General features: G+C 47.1%; 24 protein-coding genes. 12 read left to right on the forward strand and 12 right to left on the reverse strand.

The window, feature by feature from the left end:
* The first annotated feature begins 122 nt into the window (after nucleotides 1-122).
* Nucleotides 123-1,697 carry a nitric oxide reductase transcriptional regulator NorR gene (gene norR / locus JHD44_RS13090; RefSeq protein WP_199463225.1) on the forward strand — a complete coding sequence of 525 codons (1,575 nt, stop codon included), beginning with the start codon at nucleotides 123-125 and terminating at the stop codon, nucleotides 1,695-1,697.
* Between the two features lie 11 nt (nucleotides 1,698-1,708).
* On the opposite strand, the gene JHD44_RS13095 is transcribed toward norR, so the two are convergent.
* Together JHD44_RS13095 and JHD44_RS13100 are read right to left on the reverse strand one after the other, a co-directional pair.
* Nucleotides 1,709-2,149, reverse strand: a complete 441-nt coding sequence (locus JHD44_RS13095; protein WP_199463226.1) for a globin — start codon at nucleotides 2,147-2,149, stop codon at nucleotides 1,709-1,711.
* A complete protein-coding gene (locus JHD44_RS13100) occupies nucleotides 2,142-2,339 on the reverse strand; it encodes a hypothetical protein (protein ID WP_133561460.1) in 198 nt (65 codons plus the stop codon). The genes JHD44_RS13095 and JHD44_RS13100 overlap by 8 nt, the downstream gene beginning before the upstream one ends.
* A 392-nt stretch (nucleotides 2,340-2,731) precedes the next feature.
* Between JHD44_RS13100 and JHD44_RS13105 the strand changes: the two genes are divergently transcribed.
* Nucleotides 2,732-4,018 carry an MATE family efflux transporter gene (locus JHD44_RS13105; protein ID WP_199463316.1) on the forward strand — a complete coding sequence of 429 codons (1,287 nt, stop codon included), beginning with the start codon at nucleotides 2,732-2,734 and terminating at the stop codon, nucleotides 4,016-4,018.
* Here the strand turns inward: JHD44_RS13105 and JHD44_RS13110 are convergent.
* On the reverse strand, nucleotides 4,008-4,781 hold the full coding sequence (locus JHD44_RS13110) for an FCD domain-containing protein (RefSeq protein ID WP_133561458.1): 774 nt from the start codon (nucleotides 4,779-4,781) through the stop codon (nucleotides 4,008-4,010). The genes JHD44_RS13105 and JHD44_RS13110 overlap by 11 nt on opposite strands.
* Nucleotides 4,782-5,056: 275 nt before the next feature.
* Between JHD44_RS13110 and JHD44_RS13115 the strand changes: the two genes are divergently transcribed.
* From JHD44_RS13115 to JHD44_RS13130, 4 genes are all read left to right on the forward strand, one after another.
* On the forward strand, nucleotides 5,057-7,867 hold the full coding sequence (locus tag JHD44_RS13115) for an FAD-binding and (Fe-S)-binding domain-containing protein (RefSeq protein WP_199463227.1): 2,811 nt from the start codon (nucleotides 5,057-5,059) through the stop codon (nucleotides 7,865-7,867).
* Nucleotides 7,868-8,006: 139 nt separating this feature from the next.
* Nucleotides 8,007-8,282, forward strand: a complete 276-nt coding sequence (locus JHD44_RS13120; protein WP_199463228.1) for a hypothetical protein — start codon at nucleotides 8,007-8,009, stop codon at nucleotides 8,280-8,282.
* Nucleotides 8,283-8,373: 91 nt separating this feature from the next.
* On the forward strand, nucleotides 8,374-8,886 hold the full coding sequence (locus tag JHD44_RS13125; protein ID WP_199463229.1) for a DUF2867 domain-containing protein: 513 nt from the start codon (nucleotides 8,374-8,376) through the stop codon (nucleotides 8,884-8,886).
* On the forward strand, nucleotides 8,883-9,449 hold the full coding sequence (locus JHD44_RS13130; protein WP_199463230.1) for a TetR/AcrR family transcriptional regulator: 567 nt from the start codon (nucleotides 8,883-8,885) through the stop codon (nucleotides 9,447-9,449). The genes JHD44_RS13125 and JHD44_RS13130 overlap by 4 nt, the downstream gene beginning before the upstream one ends.
* A 2-nt stretch (nucleotides 9,450-9,451) precedes the next feature.
* Here the strand turns inward: JHD44_RS13130 and JHD44_RS13135 are convergent, their stop codons facing one another.
* Together JHD44_RS13135 and JHD44_RS13140 are read right to left on the reverse strand one after the other, a co-directional pair.
* Nucleotides 9,452-10,258, reverse strand: a complete 807-nt coding sequence (locus JHD44_RS13135; RefSeq protein ID WP_199463231.1) for a sulfite exporter TauE/SafE family protein — start codon at nucleotides 10,256-10,258, stop codon at nucleotides 9,452-9,454.
* Between the two features lie 43 nt (nucleotides 10,259-10,301).
* Entirely contained in the window at nucleotides 10,302-11,186 is an 885-nt protein-coding gene (locus JHD44_RS13140) for a LysR family transcriptional regulator (RefSeq protein ID WP_199463232.1), read from the reverse strand.
* 108 nt (nucleotides 11,187-11,294) lie between these two features.
* Between JHD44_RS13140 and JHD44_RS13145 the strand changes: the two genes are divergently transcribed.
* The gene (locus JHD44_RS13145) at nucleotides 11,295-11,507 is read left to right on the forward strand and encodes a DUF2798 domain-containing protein (protein WP_199463233.1); all 213 of its coding nucleotides are present in this window, start codon (nucleotides 11,295-11,297) and stop codon (nucleotides 11,505-11,507) included.
* Nucleotides 11,508-11,729: 222 nt separating this feature from the next.
* On the opposite strand, the gene aguA is transcribed toward JHD44_RS13145, so the two are convergent.
* The gene (gene aguA, locus JHD44_RS13150; protein ID WP_199463234.1) at nucleotides 11,730-12,803 is read right to left on the reverse strand and encodes an agmatine deiminase; all 1,074 of its coding nucleotides are present in this window, start codon (nucleotides 12,801-12,803) and stop codon (nucleotides 11,730-11,732) included.
* 13 nt (nucleotides 12,804-12,816) lie between these two features.
* Complete coding sequence (gene aguB, locus JHD44_RS13155) at nucleotides 12,817-13,704, reverse strand: N-carbamoylputrescine amidase (protein WP_199463235.1); 888 nt, start codon at nucleotides 13,702-13,704, stop codon at nucleotides 12,817-12,819.
* A gap of 213 nt (nucleotides 13,705-13,917) precedes the next feature.
* Between aguB and JHD44_RS13160 the strand changes: the two genes are divergently transcribed.
* Both JHD44_RS13160 and JHD44_RS13165 read left to right on the forward strand, forming a co-directional pair.
* On the forward strand, nucleotides 13,918-15,408 hold the full coding sequence (locus JHD44_RS13160) for an aldehyde dehydrogenase (RefSeq protein WP_199463236.1): 1,491 nt from the start codon (nucleotides 13,918-13,920) through the stop codon (nucleotides 15,406-15,408).
* A gap of 110 nt (nucleotides 15,409-15,518) precedes the next feature.
* On the forward strand, nucleotides 15,519-16,802 hold the full coding sequence (locus JHD44_RS13165; protein WP_199463237.1) for an NAD(P)/FAD-dependent oxidoreductase: 1,284 nt from the start codon (nucleotides 15,519-15,521) through the stop codon (nucleotides 16,800-16,802).
* A 78-nt stretch (nucleotides 16,803-16,880) separates the two neighbouring features.
* Here the strand turns inward: JHD44_RS13165 and JHD44_RS13170 are convergent, their stop codons facing one another.
* From JHD44_RS13170 to JHD44_RS13180, 3 genes are read right to left on the reverse strand one after another with little or no spacing between them, the layout of a single operon-like run.
* A complete protein-coding gene (locus JHD44_RS13170; protein WP_199463238.1) occupies nucleotides 16,881-17,516 on the reverse strand; it encodes a response regulator in 636 nt (211 codons plus the stop codon).
* Nucleotides 17,509-19,293: a sensor histidine kinase gene (locus tag JHD44_RS13175; protein ID WP_199463239.1), complete on the reverse strand. Its 1,785-nt coding sequence runs from the start codon at nucleotides 19,291-19,293 to the stop codon at nucleotides 17,509-17,511. The genes JHD44_RS13170 and JHD44_RS13175 overlap by 8 nt, the downstream gene beginning before the upstream one ends.
* Complete coding sequence (locus JHD44_RS13180; RefSeq protein ID WP_199463240.1) at nucleotides 19,290-20,384, reverse strand: ABC transporter substrate-binding protein; 1,095 nt, start codon at nucleotides 20,382-20,384, stop codon at nucleotides 19,290-19,292. The genes JHD44_RS13175 and JHD44_RS13180 overlap by 4 nt, the downstream gene beginning before the upstream one ends.
* A gap of 153 nt (nucleotides 20,385-20,537) precedes the next feature.
* Here JHD44_RS13180 and JHD44_RS13185 point away from each other — a divergent pair, with 153 nt between their 5' ends.
* Nucleotides 20,538-21,281: a nitrilase-related carbon-nitrogen hydrolase gene (locus JHD44_RS13185; RefSeq protein ID WP_199463241.1), complete on the forward strand. Its 744-nt coding sequence runs from the start codon at nucleotides 20,538-20,540 to the stop codon at nucleotides 21,279-21,281.
* A 14-nt stretch (nucleotides 21,282-21,295) separates the two neighbouring features.
* Nucleotides 21,296-22,594, forward strand: a complete 1,299-nt coding sequence (locus JHD44_RS13190) for an APC family permease (protein ID WP_199463242.1) — start codon at nucleotides 21,296-21,298, stop codon at nucleotides 22,592-22,594.
* A gap of 53 nt (nucleotides 22,595-22,647) precedes the next feature.
* Here the strand turns inward: JHD44_RS13190 and JHD44_RS13195 are convergent, their stop codons facing one another.
* Nucleotides 22,648-23,595, reverse strand: a complete 948-nt coding sequence (locus tag JHD44_RS13195; protein ID WP_199463243.1) for a LysR family transcriptional regulator — start codon at nucleotides 23,593-23,595, stop codon at nucleotides 22,648-22,650.
* Nucleotides 23,596-23,755: 160 nt separating this feature from the next.
* Here JHD44_RS13195 and JHD44_RS13200 point away from each other — a divergent pair, with 160 nt between their 5' ends.
* A complete protein-coding gene (locus tag JHD44_RS13200) occupies nucleotides 23,756-24,412 on the forward strand; it encodes a nitroreductase family protein (RefSeq protein ID WP_199463244.1) in 657 nt (218 codons plus the stop codon).
* A gap of 34 nt (nucleotides 24,413-24,446) precedes the next feature.
* Here JHD44_RS13200 and JHD44_RS13205 read toward each other — a convergent pair whose 3' ends face one another.
* The gene (locus tag JHD44_RS13205; RefSeq protein ID WP_199463245.1) at nucleotides 24,447-25,265 is read right to left on the reverse strand and encodes a helix-turn-helix domain-containing protein; all 819 of its coding nucleotides are present in this window, start codon (nucleotides 25,263-25,265) and stop codon (nucleotides 24,447-24,449) included.
* Between the last annotated feature and the right edge of the window lie 530 nt (nucleotides 25,266-25,795).

The raw sequence follows: 25,795 nt of genomic DNA on the forward strand, positions 1-25,795 counted from the left end.
AAAAATCATATATTTAATGTTTTTTTAAAGTCTGATTTATGTCAAATTGACATTTTTTATAAAGTGTCATTTCAAATCTTTCGAGTCATAATGACTCTTATCTGATAAATACGAGTAATGTCATGATTTCCACGGATGCTTTGCTGCGTTTTGCTCTGGATTTGGCCAGCGCTGTTACCCTAGAAGATCGCTTTGAGCGACTGATTCGCGCTATACGCGCAGCTGTTGATTGTGATGCGGTGGTCTTGTTAGAGCGTAAAGGTGATTTGCTATTGCCACTGGCCCAGCAGGGCTTGATGGACGATGTGATGGGGCGTCGCTTTAACATTAGCGAGCATCCACGTTTTACTGAGATCTGCGATGCGTATCAACCGGTACGCTTTCCGACTGGCTGCACCCTTCCCGATCCCTACGATGGCATGGTGTCGGGTTTTGATGATGGCCTGCCCGTCCATGCCTGCATGGGCATTCCTTTGTACGTGCAAGGCAATATGCTTGGGGTGGTGACGCTCGACAGTATGACGCCTGGAGCGTTTGATTCGATTGATGCCCGAGCGTTGGAAATCGTCGGTACCATGGCTGCGATGAGCTTAAATACCGCCATGTTATTGGCGCGTTTGGAGCGTAAGTCGAAACATGCCGAAGAGTTGCTTGTTGAGCTCAGTGAAGACGCCTTGAACAAAGAAGCCACGGAAATGATCGGCCAAAGTCAAGCCATGCTGACTTTGAAGCAGCACTTGGAGCTGGTCGCTCCTGCGGATTTGGCAGTATTGATCGAAGGCGAAACCGGTGTGGGTAAAGAGTTGGTCGCGCGTACCCTGCATCGTGCTTCGAAACGCGCTCAAGCCCCCATGGTGTACGTAAACTGCGCTGCGATACCAGAAAACCTGATTGAGAGTGAGCTGTTTGGTCATGTTAAAGGGGCGTTTACTGGCGCGGATCGTGACCGTGTTGGTAAGTTCACCTTAGCTCACGGTGGCACTTTGTTTCTTGACGAAATTGGTGAGCTGCCTTTGGAAGCCCAAGGCAGCCTGTTAAGGGCGATTCAAAACCAAGAAATCCAGGCAGTAGGCAAAGACAAGGTCGAATACGTGGACGTGCGCATCATCGCTGCCACTAACCGAGATCTCAAACAAGAAGTGGCGGAAAAGCGCTTTCGTGCCGACCTGTATCATCGCTTGAGTGTGTTTCCGATTGCTGTGCCGCCGTTGCGCGAACGCAATGGAGATGTGCTTCTATTGGCGGGATTTTTCGCAGAACAATTGCGTCGTAAGTTCGGCCTGCAGCAATTAACCCTTTCCCCTAAAGCCAGTGAGTGGCTGAAAGTGTATCGTTGGCCAGGCAATGTTCGCGAGCTAGAACATGTCTTGTCTCGTGCGGCGCTATTGGCAAAAAATAATACTAATCAAGGGATTACAAGAATTGAGCCCATGCACTTAACAGGGCTAGTGGATGCGTTTGAGGTGCCAAAAGAACCCTTTCAAGAGCTACCCGACAAAGTAAGGTTAGATACAGCTGAGATTCAAGATCTAAAACAGGCAACAGAAGATTTTCAACGTCAAACCATCCAACAGGCGTTGGATCAGGCGGGGCTGAATTGGGCTCAAGCTGCACGATCGCTGGCGATGGATCGCGCGAACTTGGTTCGTTTGGCCAAACGTTTAGGCATTGAAGTCACGAAACAACGTAACTCATAACACTAGCGCGCTTATTCAGGCCCTTGGCCGTGCATCGCTTGGCTAACCTGTTGAATACGACCTGCCGGTACGCTAAACGCTGAGATTAAATAAGCTCGTAACGCTTCCGGATAGCCTAGATCACTGATGGCATCGGACATGCAGTTAAGCCACATCAGGCGCTCTTTATCGTTCACCTTTAAATGGGCGTGGGCCCGTGGCAAAGCGATTTGACCGTATTTTTGAGCGTACATTCGCTCACCGCCCATCCAGCCGTGCAGAAACAACACCAATTTATCAATAGAGGTATCGATAGGCTGTGGGTGCATATCAAATAACGGACGGTAGTCTGATGTTTCCGCCATGATGCGGTAAAAGTTATGCACCAGCTTCGTTAAGCCTTCCATGCCCCCTACTGCTTGCAGAGTCGCATCGCCCTCACCGAATGCCGGCTGAGTTGAAGCCTCAGTCATCTTGTTTGTTCGCCGCTGCTTTTTCTGACTTTTCTTTATCCATTTTAATCGAGTTACGGTAGCCACCGAGCGCCGCCAATGCACCGATGATTAAGCTCATGTAAAATGGAATCTCAAACAGCATGGTAATACTGATAAAGACACAGCCTACTGCAAGGCCTTCTAAAATCGGCTTTAATGTTTTTTTCATAACCATTCCCCAAAATTTTCGCCGCCGAGTTTAGCAAAATACCGACCATTTTAAAGCAAATTGTGGAAAAAACGCTCAGTTATCCAGATGTCAATACATTTTGATACAGACGAAATTTTTTCTGCGTGTTTGTGGATAAGGGCGCTTTTGTGGATATAAAACCACGAAGTTATTCTATTAGCAGTTGAAAACTGTCTAATATAAGCGATTTTGTGTATAACAGGCGATAATGTCCACAGGCTGATTGTTGTGTTAGTGGCGAATAGAGAAAATTAGTTATCCACAATTAGTGGGTATTCACAGATTAGCAATTTTCGAGGCTTAGCTTGAGTTTTCAACAGCTTGTAAAACGCTTTAAACGAGACGGTGAATTGAACCGCAAGATCTGGCATATGGCGTGGCCACCAATGGTGTCTAACATCACTACGCCTTTATTGGGTTTAGTCGACACTGCGGTGGTGGGGCATTTAGGTACCGCAATTCATCTTGGTGCGGTTGCGATTGGTGCGAGCATCTTTAGTTTCTTGTTTTGGGCATTTGGTTTTTTGCGCATGGGCTCTACTGGACTAACGGCTCAAGCGCTGGGCCGTGAAGATGGCCAACAAGTGCGAGCCTTGTTATTGCAGTCCCTTGCGATGGGGATTGGGATTGGTTTGCTGCTGATTGTGTTCCAAGCCCCCATTATCGAATTGGCGATCTACTTTATGGCGCCGAGTGCAGAATTAGAGCCTTGGGCACGCGCTTATTGCGAAGCTCGTATTTACAGTGCTCCTGCTGTGCTGGCGGGTTATGCCTTGATGGGGTGGTTCTTTGGCGTGCAATACTCCAAAGGCCCTCTTTGGATGCTATTGGTGATTAACTTAGCCAACATGGTGCTCGATTATGTGGCGGTATATCAATGGGAAATGGCCAGTGTTGGTGTTGCCTGGGCGACTGTCGTGTCGCACTATTTGGGTGTGGTGTTTGCGCTGGTATTGGCTGCGAAGCAGTTACAGCGTTTTGATGGTCATGTACCACTAGTTGATCTTTCGAAGTGGCTGACTTATATCGAATTGGTACAGGTAAATCGTTACTTGTTTGTGAGAACGGTCCTGCTACTGATAGTAATGACTTTTTTTACTGCTCAGGGTGCACGTCAAGGGGACGCCATACTTGCGGCCAACGCAGTGCTGATGACCTTTTTAATGATTATTTCCAATGCCTTGGATGGTTTTGCCTTTTCCGTGGAAGCCCTATGTGGCGAATATCTTGGCCGTAAAAACCGCGATCTGTTTCAAAAAGTTATCCGCTTATCAACCTATTGGGCAGTCGTCGCAGCCGTATTTCTGATGCTGATCTTCACTGCCTTTGGCGGTTTAATCATTGATTTGCTGACCAGCGTGGAGTCGGTTCGAGCGCAAGCAAAACTGTACCTACCTTGGTTGATTGCTTTTCCTCTGTTGGGTATTTGGTCCTACATGCTCGATGGCATTTTCATCGGCACCACTAGTGTGAAGCAGATGCAAAACACCATGATTATCAGCGTGTTAGGGATCTTCTTCCCATTATGGTTTATCACCCAAGGGCTGGGTAACCATGGCTTATGGCTCAGCATGGCACTGTTCTTTATTGCCCGCGCCGCGACACTGTGGTGGTGTTATCGTTGTAACCTTATAAAAGGCTTGTGGTTCAGCGATTAGCGTTTTCACTGCGTCGCAGGGAGCGTTGTATCCGCGATTCCTCGCGGCGCATCTTCAATAAATGGTCTTCGACAAAGACTAAATGCGAGTGCACGGCAGCGCGGGCTTCTTCAGGTTTACCTGCCATGATCGCTTCATAAAGCGCTTTGTGTTGTGTCATGACTTGCCCGCGAGCCGCTTTCTTCTCAAACAAATTGCTTAAATTGGCGGAAATACTGTTCTCTAAAATCGCGAATAAGCTGCGTAGGGTGTGCAATAACACGACATTGTGGGCGCATTCTGCGATCGCCATATGAAATTCAGCGTCTAGCTTGGATTCTTGCTGAGCATCCTGCTGGCGGTTTGCTTCTAATAAGGCTTCATAACGCTGAGTGAGCATCGCCTTGTCCGCATCGGTCGCACGCAGCGCCGCATAGTAAGCCGATAACCCTTCCAAAGCATCGCGAAACTCTAATTGATCATACAAAAACTCATCATGTGAACTTAACAGGGCTTGCAGCGGGTCGGTAAACGAAGAACCGATCTGGTCGGATACGTAAGTCCCTCCACCGTGCTTGGTGGCCACCACGCCGCGAGCAGCCAGTTTTTGTATTGCTTCTCTTAACGATGGGCGTGACACCTCAAAGCGTTCTGCTAATTCTCGTTCTGGCGGTAATTTTTGCCCTGCTTTAAACGTACCGTCCAAAATCATACTTTCTAGCTCTTGCATGATGAGATCGGATATTTTGGTCTGTTTTGCTCGCTGAAAGGGGCGCTGAGTCATATTTTTCTCTTACTAGACGTATTGTTTTAAAAGATAAAATCATTATTGGTATGACCAATATTAAGTTTATCAACAGGGAAATAGGATTTTGTTAATAACCATAAAATTGGTAAAACCAGTAAAAATATAGCCTAAAAGTCGCTAATTTCTTATAAATATGGAGTTTGACAATTTATAAAAAGCTTTCTATTGTCATGCAAAATAACAAAGGTAAATTGGTATTACCAATTTATTTGATAAGGAATGCCAACCCTTATCTTATGACGGATGCTTCTATGAAATCGCAATATCAAGCCTTGTACACCCAACTCGCTCAACGCATCGACGAAGAGCGTTTGATCCATGACCCTTTGCGTACCCTTGCCTACGGAACCGATGCCAGCTTTTATCGTATGGTGCCGCAATTGGTGGTGCGCGTGCACAACGAAGATGAGGTTCGCTTCGTACTGCAATGTACCCGAGCGCTGGATATCCCAGTCACGTTTCGTGCAGGAGGGACGAGCTTATCAGGTCAAGCGGTGACGGATTCGGTGCTGATTCAGCTATCAGATCAATGGAAAGGCTACCGCATTCACGATCATGGTCATGCCGTATCGTTACAGCCCGGCATCATCGGCGCTCGTGCCAATCAATTACTGGCGCCTTATCAGCGCAAGATCGGCCCTGATCCAGCGTCGATTAATGCCTGCATGATCGGCGGTATTGCGGCGAATAACGCCAGTGGCATGTGTTGTGGTACCTCGCAAAACAGCTATCACACTGTGAAAAGCATGCGCATTATCTTTGAAGATGGCACATTGCTCGATACGGCGGATGAGAACAGTTGTGCAGCATTTCGAGAAAGCCACGCAGATTTGCTATCAGAATTAGAAACACTTGCTTATGGTGTGCAAAATAACAGCGATTTAGCAGATAAAATCAGACACAAATATAGGCTTAAAAACACCACTGGGTACAGTCTTAACAGTTTGGTGGATTTTACCGATCCATTCGATATTCTGATGCACTTAATGATCGGCTCAGAGGGGACTTTGGGCTTTATCAGTGAAGTGACCTACCACACGGTGGAAGAGCATCCGATCAAGGCGGCAGCTCTGATCTACTTCCCCGATATGGAAACCACGTGTCGTGCGGTGACTGTGTTGAAAAGTACGCCCGTATCCGCAGTGGAGCTGATCGACCGTGCTGGCCTTCGTACCGTAGAAGGCAAACCTGGCATGCCAGAGATGCTCAAAGACCTTGGCGATGAGGTAGCGGGGTTACTGGTGGATGTACGTGGCTCAACAGCGGCAGAGCTAGAGCAAAAAGTGACTGAGATAACACGGTCTCTACAGGGGATGAATGCACTGTATGAGATTGAATTTACTCAAGAAAAAGGCTTATACGACACCTATTGGAAGATCCGAAAAGGCATGTTCCCAGCTGTCGGTGCGGTACGTAAAGTCGGCACTACGGTGATTATCGAGGATGTGGCGTTTCCCGTGGAACAATTGGCGGAAGGCGTATTGGAGCTTCAAGGTGTGTTCCAAAAATACGGCTACAGCGAAGCCATCTTGTTTGGCCATGCATTAGAAGGCAACCTGCATTTTGTCTTTACTCAAGGGTTTGACGATCCTGCGGAAGTAAAACGCTACGAAGCCCTAATGGACGAAGTCGCCCAGTTAGTCGCGGTGAAATACAACGGCTCCTTGAAAGCGGAACACGGCACTGGCCGCAATATGGCGCCGTATGTGTTGCTTGAGTGGGGGCAACAAGCCTACGACATTATGTGGCAATTGAAAAAAGCCTTTGATCCTAAAGGCTTACTCAACCCTGATGTTATCTTGACACACAACGCCAACATTCACGTTGAGAACCTTAAGCCAATGCCACAGGCAAACGATAAAGTGGATACTTGTATCGAATGTGGCTTCTGTGAGCATGCATGTCCTTCCAGAGCACTGACCTTAACGCCGCGCCAGCGTATTGTATTGTGGCGTGAAATTCAGCGTTTGGAGCGCTCAGGTGAATCGCCAGAACGTCTGGCAGAGCTACGCGAAGAATACGCTTACCAAGGTATCGACACCTGCGCCGCTTGCGGTCTATGTTCGATGCAATGCCCCGTTGGTATCAATACCGGCGATCTGACCCGTGAACTGCGTCATGATCGCTATGATGACACCAAAGTCGGCTACTGGGTGGCGGATCACTTTGAAGGTGTCACTAAGACTGCTCGTGCTGGCCTTGCGGTGGCTGGCGGCATGCGTAATATCTTGGGTAACGGTGGTATGAAAGCCGTGACTGGCGTTGCCAATAGTTTAACGGGCGGTGTGGTTCCAAAATGGCACCCACAAATGCCAAGCGCTGCGTCCATGCCAAAGCAGCGTATTGCCATCACCCAAGCAGGCCGCCCAACGGTGGTCTACGTGCCGAGCTGTGCTACCCGAGTCATGGGCGCAGGGCCAAATGCCGAGGACAAACGTCCGGTGATGGATGTGATGCTATCTGTACTGGAAAAAGCGGGCTACAACGTGATTGTACCTAATGGTATTGAAAGCCAATGCTGTGGCATGGCCTTCCAATCCAAAGGGCAATTCGCCGCCGCGGAGCAAAAGTCTAAGGATCTCAACACGTTACTGATGAAGGCTAGCCAGCAAGGCGCACTGCCCGTTGTCTGTGATACCAGCCCATGTTTGCTGCGGATGAAAGAATCCTTGGACCCTGCTTTGAAGCTATACGAGCAAGTGCAGTTCCTATCCGAGTTCGCCATGGCGAATCTTAAGATCGAGCAGAAGATTCCGAAAATGGCACTGCACATTACCTGCAGCACCACGCGAATGGGCTTGGGAAACACCTTTGTGAACTTAGCAGAACAACTGGCCGACGAGGTGGTTATCCCCCCAGACATCACCTGCTGTGGCTTTGCCGGGGACAAAGGATTCAGCACACCAGAACTCAACCAAAGCGCCCTGAAGACTTTGAAAAACGCCGTACAAGACTGTGAGGTTGGCTACTCCAACTCCCGTACCTGCGAGATAGGCCTAACCGAGCATTCGGGGATTGAGTATCAATCGATAGTGTATCTAGTGGATCAGCTTAGTACCTGATACCTGAGTTTAATCCTTCATAAAGATCACTTAGCCATTGCCCAATGTATCGTGAGTCGTGGCTATTTGATTCTTTGAGTAAACTGCTGAGAAAAGGCTCGCTTTGCGTTGTTAATACAGCATTTAAAGGGCTTCCTTGATGATGGATATTGCCTTGTATGAAGAGCGTATTAGTGATGCGGTCGCCAACTACTATCAAAAGTTGGCAGAAAAAGAGATTAATAGGGGGCATAAAACAGCCTACCAAGAAGCGGGTAAGCAGCTACGCAAAATGCGAGCAGTGTTAGAGAAACATGGTCTTTTAAACGAATGGCATGAGCATATCGTTAAACTACAAACTGAGCATAAGCGTAAGATTCGGTTAATGGAAGTTTTGGAACGTATTAGTGTTCCAAGTAAAAAGCTGATTGATTAATCAGTAGCTCTACTCTGGTTAATATTTTTCTTGCATCATTCGTACATACCATACAGTATTGTATGTACGAGTTAACTAAAGGAGTTAGTGTATGTCGTTTCTTTTCTCGCAAATAAAATCGATGCCAATTCCGGAGGGGGATCGTTTGTCCTCCTTGGCACAAGCGCCCTACTTCCGTGACATGCTCTCGGCATCGCTGAAGCAACCAGAGCTGGTGGCGAGCCAACTACAATATCGCATTTTTAATTACTTACCTCTGTGGGTGAATGGCTTGATGGGGTTACGGAATCGATTGGTGAAACGTTTGGGCTTTGAAGTCGGGCAAACGACGATGACGCCTAAAGAAGATCATTGGCAAGTCGGAATCAAAGCTGGCTTTCTGACAGTAATGGAAATCTCTGATGATGAGGTGATCAGTGGTGCTGAAGACCGACATATGAGTTTTTTCATCAGTGTGAAGAAAACGAACGACGCGGTGACTGTGTCGACTTTGGTGAATCAAAAAACATGGATCGGTCGCCTATATGTGAACGCGATCTTACCATTTCACTATGTCATTGCTCGAACGGTGATCAACAATGCGATGAAAGCGGGAAGAATATGAAATCAGAGACTAAAAATAGTCGCATAGACTGGCTAAACTTTGCTTTTGAGGTCTTAGTTAAAAAAGGCCCAGAGCATTTAAAAATTATCCCTTTGTGTGAGCTAAAAGGTGTCACGAAAGGCTCCTTTTATCATCATTTCAAAAATAGAAAAGTATTCATTGATAGCTTGATGGAGCATTGGTATCAAACCACTACTCAGGGCTTTATCGATCAGGTGAATCCTGACGCGCCCGCTTTACAGCGCTTAAAAGCGCTTGATCAGATCATTGCAAAGAATAACGTGGAAGCTGAGCATCATATACGCGCTTGGGCGCTGAAAGAGCCAACTATCCGACAGCATCTAGAGAAAATTGATGGTCAGCGACAAGAGTATTTAGCTGAATGTTATCAAGAACTTGGCTTGTCGCAACAGCAGGCGAAAGAGGTTGCTCTCATCGCTTACTCAAGCTTCTTAGGCATGGCGCAGATTCGACCTACTCCAACGGCTGATGAACTCGGCCGAATGATGCTAATGATACTGACGGCCTTTATTCCGAATCTATCAAACGGAATCGATTTATAACGTCACAACCAAAACGTCGAGTACATGCCGAAGGCACAGACCAGTAACAACGCCCAGCCGATAAATTTAAAGAAGGTGGGCGTTTCAGCTTTTTGGATGCGCTCATGGAAATGCTGCCCCATCAAGTGGCCGACAAAGGCACAAGGTAGCAACCAAAGTTGATGAATGAGCTGTAAATCGACTCCCGCGATTAGGAAAGACGCCATCTTGATACATACCAAGATAAACCAGAGTACGAATAAGGTATCGCGCAGCTGATGGCGAGGCACCTTGGTGGCGAATACTGAAACGATCAGTGGTGCACCGATCAAAGATGTGCCGCTAACGTAGCCGCCCATCATGAGTAGCCCCGTGCTGACGATGGGGTTCTTGCTATAGAACGGTTTATTGATGATGTACGACACCGCAAATACCGCGACGATTACGAAAATTACACCAGTGACAATGTCATTAGGCAGAGTTAATAAGCCAAATACACCAATCAACTTGGGGACGATCATGATACCCAATGCTTTTCGCAGATAGCCCCAAGCAATATTACCCTGCTCTGCAGAGGGCTGTTCTGATTCGCTAACCGTAGCTCTTTTTTCTGCTTTGGCTTTTTGCGCACCTCGCCAAGCGATCCAGCTGGAAAAGATCAGCAGATGAATGGAGATAATAGGCAGGAATACCAAAGGATCGTTATGTACTAATAGCAAAAAAGGCAAAGCCAATACTGCTCCGCCGAAGCCCAACCCCGTGCGAACAAAACCACTCCAAATGAAAATCCCTGCGATGGCGACGTACTGCCACCAGAGTAACTGTTCCATAGAGTGTGATCCTTATTGGTTAGGTTTGGGTGATAAGCCTAAATTATGAGGGGATAAACCACGCTTGGCTATGGAGAAACTTGGTTAATTCGTCCCGTAGAAGTTTGGCTCTGACTGACAGGCTACGTCGATAGGGCCAGACCATATAGATTTCCCGGCTTGGACCTTGCCATTCCGGCAGCACTCGAAGCAAATTCCCTTGTTCTAAATCGCGATACACCATCCCCTTAGGCAGCAGGCTGATCCCTTTGCCGCGTAGCACAAGGTTAAGAGCAACGCGCATATCGTTGCTTTGAAAGTGATGATGTTTCTGAATGGTTTCATGGGCGCCGCTTTGGTGGATTAACTGCCAGTCATTAAAGATATGTCCCGCCACACTAGGAGTATGCTGTATATCCGATAACTCAGTCGGTAGTTTTGCAAAGCTCGGCGAAGCTACCACAACACTGTAGACCTCACCTATTTTCTTTTGCACCAGCGATAAGTTGCTGTCTTGCCCCACTCTTAAAGCAAGGTCTGCTTGTGTGTCTTGCAAGCTTTGATAATCATTGTTTAATTCAATACGCAGGGAGATATCAGGAAACTGCTGCGCAAAATACGCCCAGAAATCATCGAGTGCCCCAACGCCTAGATTGGTTGGAGCCAATATTTTTACTTCCCCTTCAAGGCTATTTAGCGTGTGATCTAAATTGGAAATCCGCTGATCTAACGCTTCGATAAATTCTGCACATTCTCTGTGATAGCGCTCTCCAACCGTTGTCAGAGTTAAACCCTTGGTGGAACGATGCAGTAACACCGAGCCTAACTTAGATTCCAGTGCCGCAATCCGTCGTGACACCGTGGCGATGGTCATCCCCAGCTTATCTGCGGCAGCGGTCAGACTCTTAGTGTCTGCGGCGGCTATAAAGATTTTAAGATCATCGAGCATTTTTGCATTTTTGTAAAAAAGGTTATTGAAACTGTCTATTTTTACCAATATAGCGGTTTGTTAAGCTTGCTGTATAGAATTAAGTGGTTGAGCAAAGAGGTTTTCCACATGAAACATCGAATTATATTCGCGGCATTGATGTCATTCGTTTTATCACTACTCATGACAGCTTGGGTGACCTTTGTGAACTTAGGCATGCATCCTGACTTTGTCTCATTCTGGATGAAATCTTGGGTACTCGCATGGCCCGCAGCAGGCGCTATCTCGTTTATCTTTGGCCCCTACTTACACCAGCTTGCTACCAAACTAGCAACCAAGTAGGACCGCGCTGCGCGCGGGAAAAGCCCGCGTACGACCTGGCTTAAGTATCTAGGGGTCAGATTCCTTATAAATAAATTTATCGTTTGCGAGAGATGAATCATTAAAGGAATCTGACCCCATATATGCACGGCTTTTTCAACAATGCACTTCGTACGGACACAAAAAAACCACGTCAGGGTTGCCTCTGACGTGGTTTTTTTAACACTTCTTCCGATTGAGAATCTAAACCGGTATCTGTTGTGTAATGCAGTGCAGGTTGCCGCCGCCTAGTAGGACTTCACGTGCTGGAATACCAACGATGGTATGAGACGGGAAGGCTGTTTGCAGTACTTGCTCCGCTTCGCTGTCTTTTTCAGTATCCAATTGCGGGTAGAACACGGCGCCATTGGTAATCAGGAAGTTAGCATAGGACGCACCTAGTCGCTCCCCCGCTTCGCGGGCCATACGATCCGGTTGCACGAGGCCGTTGGCTTCTTCCTCACCCATAAACAGTGGTCCCGGCATTGGGATGTTGTGAATGATTAGCGAGCGCCCTTTGGCATCGGTGGTTTCGAACAATACTTTCAATGCTGCTTGGCTGATGTCGTATTGCGGGTCACTTGGATCATCACAGATGGTTAAGATGACTTCCCCTGGTTTGACCACATGCAAAATGTTGTCGATGTGACCATTGGTTTCGTCGTTAAACAGTCCAAGGGGGAGCCAAATGACTTTCTCAATCCCTAAATACGCCTGCAGCTGCGCTTCAATGTCAGCACGGCTAAGATCTGGGTTGCGACTTGGGTGCAGCAAACATTCTTCCGTGGTGTACACAGTGCCGTCGCCATCACTGTGGATGGAACCACCTTCTAGAATAAACGGTGCGTCGTAGCGTTTTACGTCTTCTAATTCAGCGATTCGAGAGGCAACGATTTCATCATCTGACCAGTCATCGTACAGACCATCCAGTTTGCCACCCCAAGCATTAAAGCCCCAGTTAATGGCGCGTTTTTCGCCTTGGCCATTGATCACCATGGTTGGGCCAATGTCTCGCATCCAAGCATCGTTATACTGCATTGGGAAAAGCTGTACCTGAGACGGTAGCATAGCTCTCGCCTGTGCCTCATATTCTGGTAATACAGCAACTTTCACCGTGACATAACCGCTTAATCGCTCAATAAAGTGGGCAAAGGTCGCCTGCGCTGGCAGTGCTTGCTCGCGCCAGTTGTCTGGACGAGTCGGCCAAGCTAACCAAACGCTTTCCTGTGGCTCGTGCTCACCTGGCATCCAAAAGCCGTCCTGCTGTGGCGTTGTCATAGTGCCTCCTGTGTTAGTGAGCGGTCTTTACTTGGCCGTCTAGGGTTTTTAACACGTCGTAGTGCTCTGGACGACGGTCACGGAACAAGCCCCATGCTTTACGCATAGTGCGCACTTGGTCTAGGTCGAAAGTATGCAACAAGATGCCTTCGGATGTACGATCCGCTTGTTCGATAAGCTCACCACGTTCATCACAGATAAATGACGAACCGAAAAAGGTCAACTCAAGATCGCGGTGTTGTGCCGTTTCTGTACCAATGCGGTTGGATGCGATCACAGGTACTTGGTTGGCTGCCGCATGACCACGCATGGTGTTAGTCCAGTGTGGCATACTGTCCATCTCTGGTTGGCTTGGTTCAGAGCCAATTGCCGTGGGGAATAATAAAATATCTGCACCCATCAAGGCCATGGCGCGAGCGGTTTCTGGGAACCATTGATCCCAGCAAATGCCAACGCCCACACAGCCAAACTTGGTGTGCCACACTTTGAAGCCCGTATCCCCAGGGCTAAAGTAGTACTTCTCAAGGTAGCCATCGCTATCAGGGATGTGTGTTTTACGGTAGACACCTAATAGTTCACCGCCTGCATCAATCATCGCCAGAGAGTTAAAGCGTACTTGTCCGGCACGTTCGTACCAGCTGAACGGCAGTACAACGTCTAATTCTTTAGCAAGAGCTTGGAAACGTTTAAAAGCCTCGTTCTCTTCTAATGTGGTGGCGAGATCGTGGTATGACTCATGGATTTCGATACAAAAATACGGCGTTTCAAATAACTCTTGAATAAGAATAACTTGTGCGCCTTGAGCCGCCGCTTGACGAATTAGCTTTTCTGCTCGGTCAACGTTTTCCTGTTGGTTCCACGTGCAGTGCATTTGCGTGGCTGCCACCGTAATTTTTGACATGGTGTGTTCTCCAGTTAGCTACCCTTGTGGGTACGTTATCGTTATCAAGTCACAGAAGTACAGGATGTGTCATGTGAGCGCTTCATCTTAGTTTCCCATGAAAAAAACGATATACCCCCACGGGGATATGGTGCGATAGGATGACGCTCAGTTAGTTTAGATTGATCACAACTCATGACGCGTTTTGATAAACGCTAGAGAAAGGAATTACCTATGAAGACCTATCAAGAATGGCAAGCCCTGCGTTCAGACGTTCGTTTGCACTCAGACGCCTACATTAATGGTGCGTTTACCGCGGCACAGAGTGGCGAAACATTTGATTGTATCAACCCGACCGATGAGTCGTTGCTTGCCAAAGTGGCCAGCTGTGATGAAGCCGATGTGAACCTTGCCACTGAGGCTGCCAAAGCCGCGTTTAAGAGTGGTGTTTGGTCTGAAATGGCGCCAGGTAAGCGCAAGCGCATTCTGCAAAAATGGGCGGATTTATTAGAAGCTCACCAAGACGAGCTAGCGCTGATTGATACCTTAGACATGGGTAAGTCGATTTCAGAGATGGTCAATATTGACGTGCCAGACTCGATTGATTGTCTACGTTGGTCAGCAGAATGCATCGATAAACTTTATGGTGAAATCGCACCGACCAACCCAGATAATTTGGCGCTGATCAGCCGTGAACCACTGGGCGTGGTAGCGATTATTACGCCTTGGAACTACCCACTGATGATGGTGATGTGGAAGATTGCGCCAGCCTTGGCTGCGGGCAATAGCGTGATTTTAAAACCATCGGAAAAATCGCCTTTAAGTGCGTTAAGAATAGCCGAGTTAGCAACGCAAGCGGGGGTCCCAGATGGTGTCTTCAATGTCCTCCCCGGTTTTGGTCACACAGCTGGTAAAGCCCTTGCGTTGCATCATGACATTGGCACCCTAGCTTTCACGGGATCAAGCCGTGTAGCGGGGATGCTGATGGAGTATGCCGGACAGTCGAATATGAAACGGGTCTGGCTTGAGGCAGGTGGTAAATCCCCTTGCTTAGTGTTCGCAGATTGCAAAGATGTAAAAGCAGCGGCGCAAGGCGCGGCAACAGCGATCTTCACCAACCAAGGTGAAGTATGTATCGCGTGTTCACGCTTATATGTTGAGAACAGCATCAAAGACGAGTTCATGGCCGCGCTATTAGAAGCCGCTAAAACTTATGTGCCGGGTGATCCACTGGATCCTGCGACCAAAATGGGGCCAATGGTTGATAAAGCACAACTGGATACCGTGACGCGCTTTATTGAAAGCGCCATAGCCGATGGCGCAACCCTTGCGCTGGGCGGCGTGCCAGACTACCAAGCGGGTAAAGGTTACTACGCGAAACCCACCATCTTTACAGATGCCAACCACGAGATGGAATTCGTGCGCGAAGAAATCTTTGGGCCAGTATTGGCGGTGATGGGCTTTGACACCGAAGAAGAAGCCATTGCCCTAGCCAATGATTCCAAATATGGCTTAGGTGCATCGGTTTGGACCAACGACTTGGGCCGCGCGCACCGTGTTAGTCGACGTCTTGAGTCGGGCATGGTGTGGGTTAACACCTGGGGTGATGGTGATACCACGGTACCTTTTGGCGGTGTTAAAGCGTCTGGAAATGGCCGTGATAAATCTTGGCACGCATTGGAAAAATACACCGAGATTAAAAACACTTGGATTAGCTTGAAGTAACAAGCCCCCCCACTTTCATTGATTACCATACAGGGTCGTCACAGGACCGCCCTGTTCACACAAAGTTCGCGTACCAATCGGGTCGCCTACGTGTATAGGAGAGGTTTTATATGTCATCCCCTACTCATGCAAATTCATACTACGCAGCGTCTGCCAACGACAAGGCGCTACGTCCACAGCTTACCGGCGAACATCGTTGCGATGTTTGTGTTGTGGGGGCGGGTTTTACTGGCATATCCACGGCTTTAAGTTTGGCCGAAAAAGGGAAGCGTGTGATCGTTGTAGAAGGTAGCCGTATTGGCTTTGGGGCTTCTGGGCGTAACGGTGGTCAGATTGTTAACAGCTTCAACCGAGACATTGATTACATATTCAAAAACTACGGGGACGACATTGGTCAGAAAATGGCGAAAATGGCCTTTGCTGGCTCAGAACTGATTCGTCACCGTATTGAAAAGTACAATATCGACTGTGATCTTAAGCATGGCAACGTATTTGCAGCCTGCAATAAGAAGCAATTCGAGGAACTAAAAGCCAAAAAAGCCCTATGGGAATCCCATGGCCACAACGAGCTTGAGTTACTGACTGCCTCATCGATTCAAGATCACATTGGTACGGACCGCTATGCCGGTGGTCTGTTGGATCGCAAAGGCGGCCACATCCAGCCGTTGAACTTGGTACTTGGCCAAGCGCGTGCGTTTGAAGAGTTAGGCGGTCAGATCTTTGAAGATTCTGAAGTGGTGCGTTTAGAGAAAGGCGTTCCAGGTAAGGTGGTCACCAAGCAAGGTACCGTGATTGCCGATAAAATCGTGGTGGCGGGTAACGCCTATGTGTTTGGATTGCTTCCAGAAGTTGAGAAAAAAGCCATGCCATGTGGCACGCAAGTGATCGCAACAGAGCCGCTTCCAGAGGACCTACAAAAGCAACTGTTACCAACAGATCGCTGCGTAGAAGACTGTAACTATCTTTTGGATTACTACCGTTTATCGGGCGATGGTCGCCTGATCTACGGCGGTGGCACGACGTATGGTGCCCGCGATCCAGGCAAGATCGAATCGATCATCGTGCCGAAAATGCTGAAAACTTACCCGATGTTAAAAGACGTGAAAATCGACTTTGCATGGACCGGTAACTTCCTACTGACCATGATGCGTATGCCTCAGGTAGGTAAAATCGGCGAAAACCTATACTACGCACAAGGCTACTCAGGTCATGGCGTGACAAACTCTCATTTAATGGGTGAGATTTTGTCTGATGCGATTGATGGAGATATGGAACGTTTTGACGTATTCGCCAGCATGCCGCAATACCAATTCCCAGGTGGTCGTATGCTACGAGTACCGTACACAGCGATTGGCGCAGCGTACTACAACATGCGTGACCAGCTAGGTATTTAATGCATACTAAGCGTTAAGGTTCTCATAGAAGCCGCTTTCGAGCGGCTTTTTGTTGTCTAGTAGGTGATTATGAATGCTCTACTTAATGTCTAATAATAAGCCTTGATCCATTGCGTAACGAATTAGTTCGACTGAATTATTAAAGCCAAGTTTTCGCTTAATATTTGCTCGATGATTATCCACGGTACGCTTACTCAGGCTTAGTCTAGAGGCAATGGCATCACTTCCGTGTCCTTCTGCAACCAATGTAAGAACTTCTTGTTCACGGATGGTGAGAGGTGACTCTTGTTCGCTTCGTGAGCTTTCCCATGCCATCTCTTGGGCGATGGCTGGACTAACAAATCGTTGGCCTTTGCGTGCGCCTAAAATGGCAGCTACTAAATCTTCTGAGGCATCCAATTTCAAAACATAGCCATCGATTTTTGCAATAGCAGAAGCTCGCTTAAAGATTTTCAGCTCTGTATGCATCGTCAGCATCACAATAGAACCTTGATAGCCTCGGGAGCGGAGCCTTTCTGCTAGCTCAACACCATTGCCTTGAGCGAGCGAAATATCCAGTACGCAGACATCCGGTTGTTTGCCTATGATAATTCTCTCGCCATCTGCAGTATTGGTGGCCGTATCAATGACCGTTATTTGATTAGACTCTTCCAATAGGGCTTTGACGCCCTGCTGGAATATTATGTGATCATCAACGATGACTGCCTTAATCATTGTAGGGGACCTCTAACCGAACAACCGTGCCTTGAGTGACGTGGTCTTGGATGCTTAATGTTGCGCCAATTATCATGCTACGTTCCTGCATTGAACTCATTCCATAACTGTCGTGTTGCGAGTGGCTTTGCGCGACGCCTTTTCCATTATCCCTAATCGTGGCAATAAATTGATGTGTCTGACCTTCCAACTTTAGGGTGATCATGCTGGCGTCACTGTGTTTAATCGCGTTATTCAGTGCTTCTTGTGCAATGCGGTAAACTTGATAAGCACGTTCTTGTGACAGCTTTACGGAATCATGCCGCTCAACAACCAAGGTAATGCTAGCCAAATCACAGTTGTGTTTTGCTAAACTGATGATGGATTGCGTAGGAGAGCCAGAAGACACTTCTATGGGTTTTAGATTGCGAATCACGGACTTCAGAGTATTGGAGGTACTCGCTACTTCTGATTTCAGCATTTCGCTCAGCTCTGGTTCCAGCTTTTTAGCATTGAGATTGATCAGTAGCTTGAGGGTAGATAAGCCTTGCCCAACACCATCATGGATATCTCGTGTTAAGCGAGCGCGTTCTTTCTCTCGTATCGATACCAACCTATTTGATAATGCCAACAGCGACTTCGCCATGTGCTTAAAACGTAGAGCAACGTTAAACAGTAAGCCAAATGCCACTATAAACAGAGCCATTTCAAGAGGTTTAACAGGGCTGTAGTCCATCGCCCAGAATAGCTGAAGAAGTGCGCTGATCAGTACAATTAGAATGCTTATTTGCTCAATACCTTGGGATCGCGAGGTTCTAAACTTGTGCCAGCCAGCGTCAATGAGAGCGCTGATTATAATAAGTTGGCAAAGCACACTTAAATGTCGGCTAACGGCGCTTTCTGTTGGCTCTATCAAGAGCAGTGAAAGTACTAACAGGCAGAAAAGCAACATGCCTTTCACAAACACGGAAAGTCGCTGCTGCTCTGAAAACAGTCCGACGAGGGTAAAGACAGAGATTGAGGAGAATATCCAAGGAAAAGCTGAGTGCGCGAGAGCATATCCCAAGGAATTAGGGAGTAAAAGCGAGTTCGATAAAATAGCAAATGCCGTACTTGTTACGAATAGACCAAACAATGCATTTTCACGTTCTTTGAACCCTACGGCTCTTAGAAATGCGGAAAAGAACCCAAATGACACGAGTAGCCCAATCATGGCTCCTTGGGCAATTTTTAACAAAGTGTCAGAGTCTTTTGCTTTCAGTGCTAGGAAATCATAGTTGTCGATTAAGACAGCTTCTGGGCTGATGGTCAGAGGCTCCTGATCACCTTTTAGGTGAATCAGAAGTTCGTTGTCTTTTTGAAAGTCTAAAAAACTGTACCAAAGTCTATGGCTTGGCAGGGAGAAAACTTGAGTTTGAGAGCGGCGAAAATGCTCTGTGTGACTATTTTGAAGAGGGCTGACACGTACGCCATTTACGAATACCTCTGCCGACGCAAATAAAGACCCTAATGTCATGGCAAGAGGCGTGGTTTTGTAGTGCCAACCAACTCTAAAGTTAGCTTTAAACCAGCGACTTTTTTGCTGTGGTAGATGCCAAAAAGGTGGGCTCCACTTCTGGAGGCTTTGCCAGTTAGAGCTAGGTAAAGGAAGTGCTTCTGTTCCATCGATAGGAGCATCCATGACCTGCCAATGAGAAATTTTGATATCGAGTTGGGGCGTGGCTGTTTCATTCGCACAAAGCGTGAAACTGATGAGGTAAACAAGTGCCATTGCTAAACATTTATACAGCCACATCATAGTGTTCTCATCAGTTCTGCCTGCCAAACTTCGAGCATTCCGGCGATACTTGGTACGGGGCGATGAGCAAGACTGTTTTGCCAAAGGGCTGACAATTCTGACAATTGCAGAATCTCCCGTTGCCTATTTGAATAACGTTCCTCTGTGGTTTTATAAGGCGAAAAATTACAAGTCGGGCCGTTATAAGACAAGAGAAACGTAGACGATTCTGAGCCGGTATGAATCACCCAATGTTGGCTTAGTGCTTCGTGTGCTTGATACCGGATTGCAGCAGACCCTTCCGTCCAGATGATGCATTGTGGCATGCCGTTACGAATACGTGGAACAGTCGTTTTTATCTGAGAGAAGCCTGCTCTTCGCATTGCAGACGTAAGGTAAGTACCTGTTCCTACTAAGGTGTGCACACTGCCGTCTAACAGTGCTTTTTGTCCTAATGCAACGTCAGCAATAAAAATAGGCTGATTCTGAAAAAGGGCGTGAAAGGCATCTTGTAAATGTCGAATGGCGTAATGGTCTAATGGTTCATAGGGGTTGATTCCTAAATACAGGGCGATTGGCAGCATGGGCCAATCGCCCCAGTCCATAATGCCAACTTTGCCTCTATTTTTACGGCTGAAGCATGGAGCATAGCTTTGATAATCAGCCTCGTTAACAAAGTCAGTATTAATCGTCAGACCTATCCAGCCCCATTGTGTGGGGAGCCAATTCTCGTTGTTGTTTTCATTATCAAAAAACAACCTAGAGAATTCAGGGTAGTAGTGCTTTTTTAGAGTTTCAAACATGCCTGTAGGTAACGTTGAAAGCAGTCCGTCATGGTTTAAGCGCTCAAGCCAAGGGCTATCCATTGAGACAATGTCGTACTGACGATGTCCTCCTTGATTAAGCTTGGCGAAAGCGGCGGGACTATCACTGATGATTTCTGGTCGAATGGAGCAGTTAAATTGGTTTTCAAAGGGAAGCAGCAGGTCTGGTTGGTCATATCCGTCCCAGCAGAGGTAGCGTAGCTCGATGGATGTAGAGGTCCCAAACGAAAGGCTCGAAACACCCATTAATCCCGAACCATAGACCAGAAATTCACGTCTTGATATCACTTATTTTTACCCCTCTTTGGGGTAGTTTGGCGTCTGCTGAGTGATTCCGCAATAGGTATAACTACTCATGCCAATTGCAGTTCTGCATCATTTATTTCTGTACGAATAATGGCCAACAATGAAAACAACATTGGCTAACGTAACGATTTAACTATGAAGATCACTATCGCTCAGCTTGATATCGCGGATCATCGCTATAAAGAAAATGCGGAAAAAGTGGTTCGGATCATTGCCGAACATGCCCATTCAGACATCATTTTATTCCCCGAGCTTGCGCTCACAGGTTTCCCTAAGGTGAACGAAGTTCAGAATGCATTTGAACACTCGCAAGCCGCATTAGCACAGATTGCTAAAGCGTCGAAAGCGGTTTACGCAAACGTCATTTTAGGCCACATCGAACAGTATGAAGGCAAGTTCTATAACAGCGCTTACTTGTTCAGCAATGGCGACACCAGCATTTTGCATCGTAAAGCTCATCTATGGCTGGATGATGTCGGCGTCTTCCAAAAAGGCCATCAATGCCCACTAGTTAATCTCCAAGGGGTCATGTGTGGCGCACAGATCTGTTTCGATCTTGAGTTCCCAGAGGGCAGTCGAGCGCTCGCGCTGGCGGGGGCTGACTTGATCCTAATGCCAAACGGCAACATGCATCCTTATGCGAATACCCATTTTGTACTGACGCAAGCGAGAGCCATTGAGAATCAACTGTTTGTTGCCACCTGTAATCGCGTGGGAACAGGTCATGGCGGAAGTTTTGTTGGCGAGAGCCTTGTGGTGTCGCCTTTTGGTGAAGTGCTAATGCAACTAGGGGCTGAGGAAGTAATACAAACCATAGAGATCGACTTAAAGCAGGTACAGAAATCTCGTTCTGAGTATCGATACATCCAAAACGTATAAAAAAAGAGGTCATCATGAAAGGCAACATATCTTTAAAGAAAACGTTAGGCTTAGGTGGTCTAATACTATTTGGTCTGGCGTATATGACGCCAATGATTGTATTTGGCACATATGGTGTGATTTATGAGGAGTCAGGTGGTCAAGTCGCAACATCTTATCTAATGGCAATGGTGGCGATGCTGTTTACAGCGATTGCTTATGCGGTGATGGCGAAGAAAATCCCCGAATCGGGTTCATCGTATGGTTATGTGACCAAGGTATTTGGTGACAAGTTAGGTTTTCTGGTGGGCTGGGTCATCTTATTGGACTACCTGTTTTTACCAATGGTTATTTGGTTAATTGGCGGCGTTTATCTTGAGGCCTATGCCCCGAGTGTCCCAAGTTGGTTCTGGTTATTAGCCTTTATTGCTCTCACAACCGTGCTCAATATTGTGGGCTTTGGAGTCGCAAAAAAGGTCAATCTAGTACTGATGATTCTGCAGCTGGCAGTGATCATTGCATTCTGCGCTATGGCGATCACAATTATTGGCGATCAGCCTGTTGAAACGTCAGTGGTTCCGGATATGAATTTGGCTTTTGTGGGGGCTGCAATTGCGTGTTATTCCTTCTTAGGATTTGATGCGGTATCGACGATGGCAGAAGACACGCAGGAACCACAAAAAAATGTGCCTAAGGCCATTATTTGGGTCACGCTATTAGGTGGCACAATATTCGCGGGAGCGTCTTATATTCTAGGCGCGGCATTTCCTGATATTTCTCTGTTTGCATCTGACTCTGCGGCGGCCGACATGGCGACTCAGATCGGTGGCATTGCCTTTTCGTCGATATTTGTTGCGACATTAGTCGTTGCTCAATTCACGTCAGGTGTTAGCGCTCAAGCGGGCGCTTCGCGACTACTGTTTGCGATGGGCCGTGACGGTGTTTTACCTAGTAAAGTATTTGGTGTGTTGCATGATAAATTTCACACGCCCTGGGTCAGCATTATTCTAGTGGGCCTTGTAGGATTATTAGCTCTTAAAATGGACATCACTACATCGACGTCATTTATAAACTTTGGTGCTTTCCTTGCGTTTATCTTTGTGAATCTATGCGCGGTGTTTACGTATTTACGAATGGCGCCTGCGGAACGAACGCTTATCAGTTTGTTCACTCACTTGGTTGCGCCAGCGCTAGGCGTCATCTGTATTGCAAAGTTGCTTGTAAGCTTGGACTCTCATGCTATTACTCTAGGAATGTGTTGGTTAGCAGTGGGTGCTGCATTGATGATGTTTCTAACGAAAAGAGGCACAAAGCTCGAATTAGAAATGGAATAACAGGTATTTGAATAAAAGAAGCCGCTTTCGAGCGGCTTTTTGTTGTCTATAGCTTAGGCTTCAGTTCGCTCGACCAGTGACTGTGGCAGGATATCGGCTTCCACTAGACGTTGTAGGCTTTGCTGGGTGTTTTTTCGCAGTGCGTCTCGTAGTAGGCGCATGCTCGGAGTGATGGATTGGCGACTTGGGCAGATTAACCAAAGTTCGCCGCAAGGGACGGTGTAGTCTGGTAATAGTGAAATAAGCCGACCGCTTAGAATGTCATCTGCCACGTCTAATGCGGATTTCATGGCGATGCCATGTCCTGCCACACACCAACGTCGCACCATATCACCATCGTTGGCAGCACGATTAGCTTTTGGTTTGATTTTGTAGCGGCGCTGTTCATCCTGAAAATCCCAGGCATCGTTAAGTATGTCACGTAGCTGATAGAACAAAGCATTATGTTGCATGAGATCGTTTGGGTGCTGTGGTTTAGGATGCTTGGTTAGATACTCTGGGCTGGCACATAGTAAGCGTGGCACATTACAAATTTTAAAGCCGTATAGCGAGGCGTCATTAGGTGCGCCGTAGCGCAGTGCCATATCTAGTGCATCACGATAAAAGTCGATGTTGCTGTCGCTTAGGTGCATTCTCAGGGTGATGTCAGGGTGCTCCGCCATAAAAGCATCGAGCCAAGGAGCGATAACGTTACGTCCTAGGTCTGATGACACTGCAATGCGCATTTCTCCTGAGATGGTTTCACTATCTGTGGTAACCGCTTGTTTGGCCTGTTGCCATTGTTCTAAAGATTGAGCGCATAAAGGCAAGAAGCGTTCCCCTGCACTGGAGACCCGCAGCTGTCGTGTTGAGCGGATGAATAACTCCGCGCCAAGGGCTGCTTCAACACGCTTTAGCGCAGCACTGGCGGTCGCGGATTGCATATCCAAATGGGTGGCCGCGGCGGTGATGCTCCCCAGTTCTGATATCTTTAGAACCACTTCTAAATCTTCAATTTGCACAGACTTTTACCTATCTAATAGATTGTGAATACAGTGTTCATTGTCAAATATTTTTTGATAATGATTCAATCTAAAGCGTGTTTTTCTCTCTTATTCAGGACGCTAGTATCTCGTTTATTCCAAGGCCCTCAAGGCTGGTTACTGATTATGAGGATACATTATGTCGCACTCTATTATTGAAGATTTAAGCAAACGCTACACAACCAAACACTACGACGCGAACAAGCGAATCCCAGCGGCAGAGCTGGAAGTGATTTATGAAGCTTTGCGCTTGTCTGCGTCGTCGATTAACTCTCAGCCGTGGAAGTTCGTGGTGATCGAGAGTGATGAAGCCAAACAACGTTTCCATAACACCTTTGCGAATAAGTTCCAGTTTAACCAGAAGCACGCCAAAACAGCGTCGCATATCATCTTGTTTGCCCACAAAACACACTACAAGCGCGACGATTACGCAAAAGTAGTGGATCAAGGGATTGCTGATGGCAGAACGGCTCCTGAGCAACGCGAGCAGGCATTTGGCGCGTTTGCCTTTGCTGAGCTAAATACCGATGAGCAAGGCAATACGGCGGCATGGACAAAAGCGCAAACCTATTTGGCACTAGGGAACACTATGCATACCCTTGCACGCCTAGGCATTGATTCAACGCCGATGGAAGGTGTTGACCCTGAGCTAATTGGTGAGTTGTTCGCGGATGAATTGGCTGGTTATCAGTGTGATGTGGCGTTAGCAATGGGCTATCGTGATGATGCGGCTGATTACAATGCGCCACTGCCTAAGTCACGCTTGAGTCGCGAGCAAGTGATTACCGTTCTATAAGCGTTTTGTTAGGGCAAGTGTACAGGCAGAGAAGCTAATGCGCTTCTCTGTCGAGTGCATCCAAGTGGCTGAGGAATAAGGTAAAAATCTCAGATTGGGTAGAAGTATCCAAGCGTGCGTGAATGTTCTTGCGGTGTACTTTAACAGTACCGGCGCTGATGCCCAATTCATTGGCGATAGACTTAGATGAGTGACCTTTTAGTAATAGCCCCAAAATTTCCTGCTCGCGGGTCGTCAGTACCCCATGGGCAAATGTCTTCAGTGCTTGCTTCAATGGACCTGAGCTTGGCGCACGATCCACAAAACCACCGGATTGAGCCAACCAGAATTGGTTAATCAAGGCTTCTATCATTGGGAAAACTGTTTTTAAATTGTTTAGTTCAGTGCGTCGAATCGAACCGACGGCCTTTTGACGTCCCAGTGATACTGCAAAAGTCGTGGTCTTATCCAAATCCACCAAAATATTGATTTCATCCACCAGATCAAAGTCGCGATAGCAGGTTTGGTAGTATTCGGTTTCTTCGAACGAATCTGGAGCCATATCGACTAGACGGTAAACGCCTGGGGTAATGCCATGCTGAAGCGAGTTAAACAATGGGTCGAGCAAATAGGCTTGATTGAGATACATGCGCAGGGTGTTGCTCTGCTCAGACAGGTCGCTTGGATGAATCAGCAGTGGTTTCAGTGCTTTTTTATAGGTCACCATGATGATGGTATCGAAGTAGCAGAGCTGGCGCAGGAAATCTTCTAGCACAGTTGGGAAACTGGGAACGCGAACATGGCTGGTTAATTGCCCCAAGTCTTTCATCAACTCGGGTAAGGCCAATTGCCCTCGTAAAGTGGAACTGTGCATTGTTTTGTATCCTCTCCTGTGCGCGTTGTTATTATCGTGCGCTATCTTGGGGCGCTAGCCATTACTTTAAAACAAATGGATACATTAAAAGCAATTACTAGGCCAGAAATCGTCTTAATGAAACATACACTAATTCGACGCTTTTATCGGTTTTAATTATTCAATCCGATGGCAATTTTTTCTCACATCAACGTAAAAATTTCGTCGACTTTAAGCTCCTAGATAGTGTAAAACTGTGAACAATAACCCGAATAATGCTTCGGCTTATGAGTTGCCAGATAACACCTAGAATGCATGAATCAATCATTTAACCATTATTTATCAGCAAGATAGGTTTTCTCTCAGATAATTCGTGGATTGCCTTAGAAGAATATTTATCCAATTTTCTCTTTGTTTGCATATACCCACTCGGGGATAGTTACTCGCATCGTTTGCTCGGGTTAAGGTGATTTTCATAGAGAGAACTTGATCTAGAGCAACACTTCCAAAATCAAAAAGCGAATGAAGTGTCGGCTATTACAGTGTTCAAG

The sequence above is a fragment of the Marinomonas ostreistagni genome, assembly GCF_016461785.1.
Taxonomy (GTDB): domain Bacteria; phylum Pseudomonadota; class Gammaproteobacteria; order Pseudomonadales; family Marinomonadaceae; genus Marinomonas; species Marinomonas ostreistagni_A.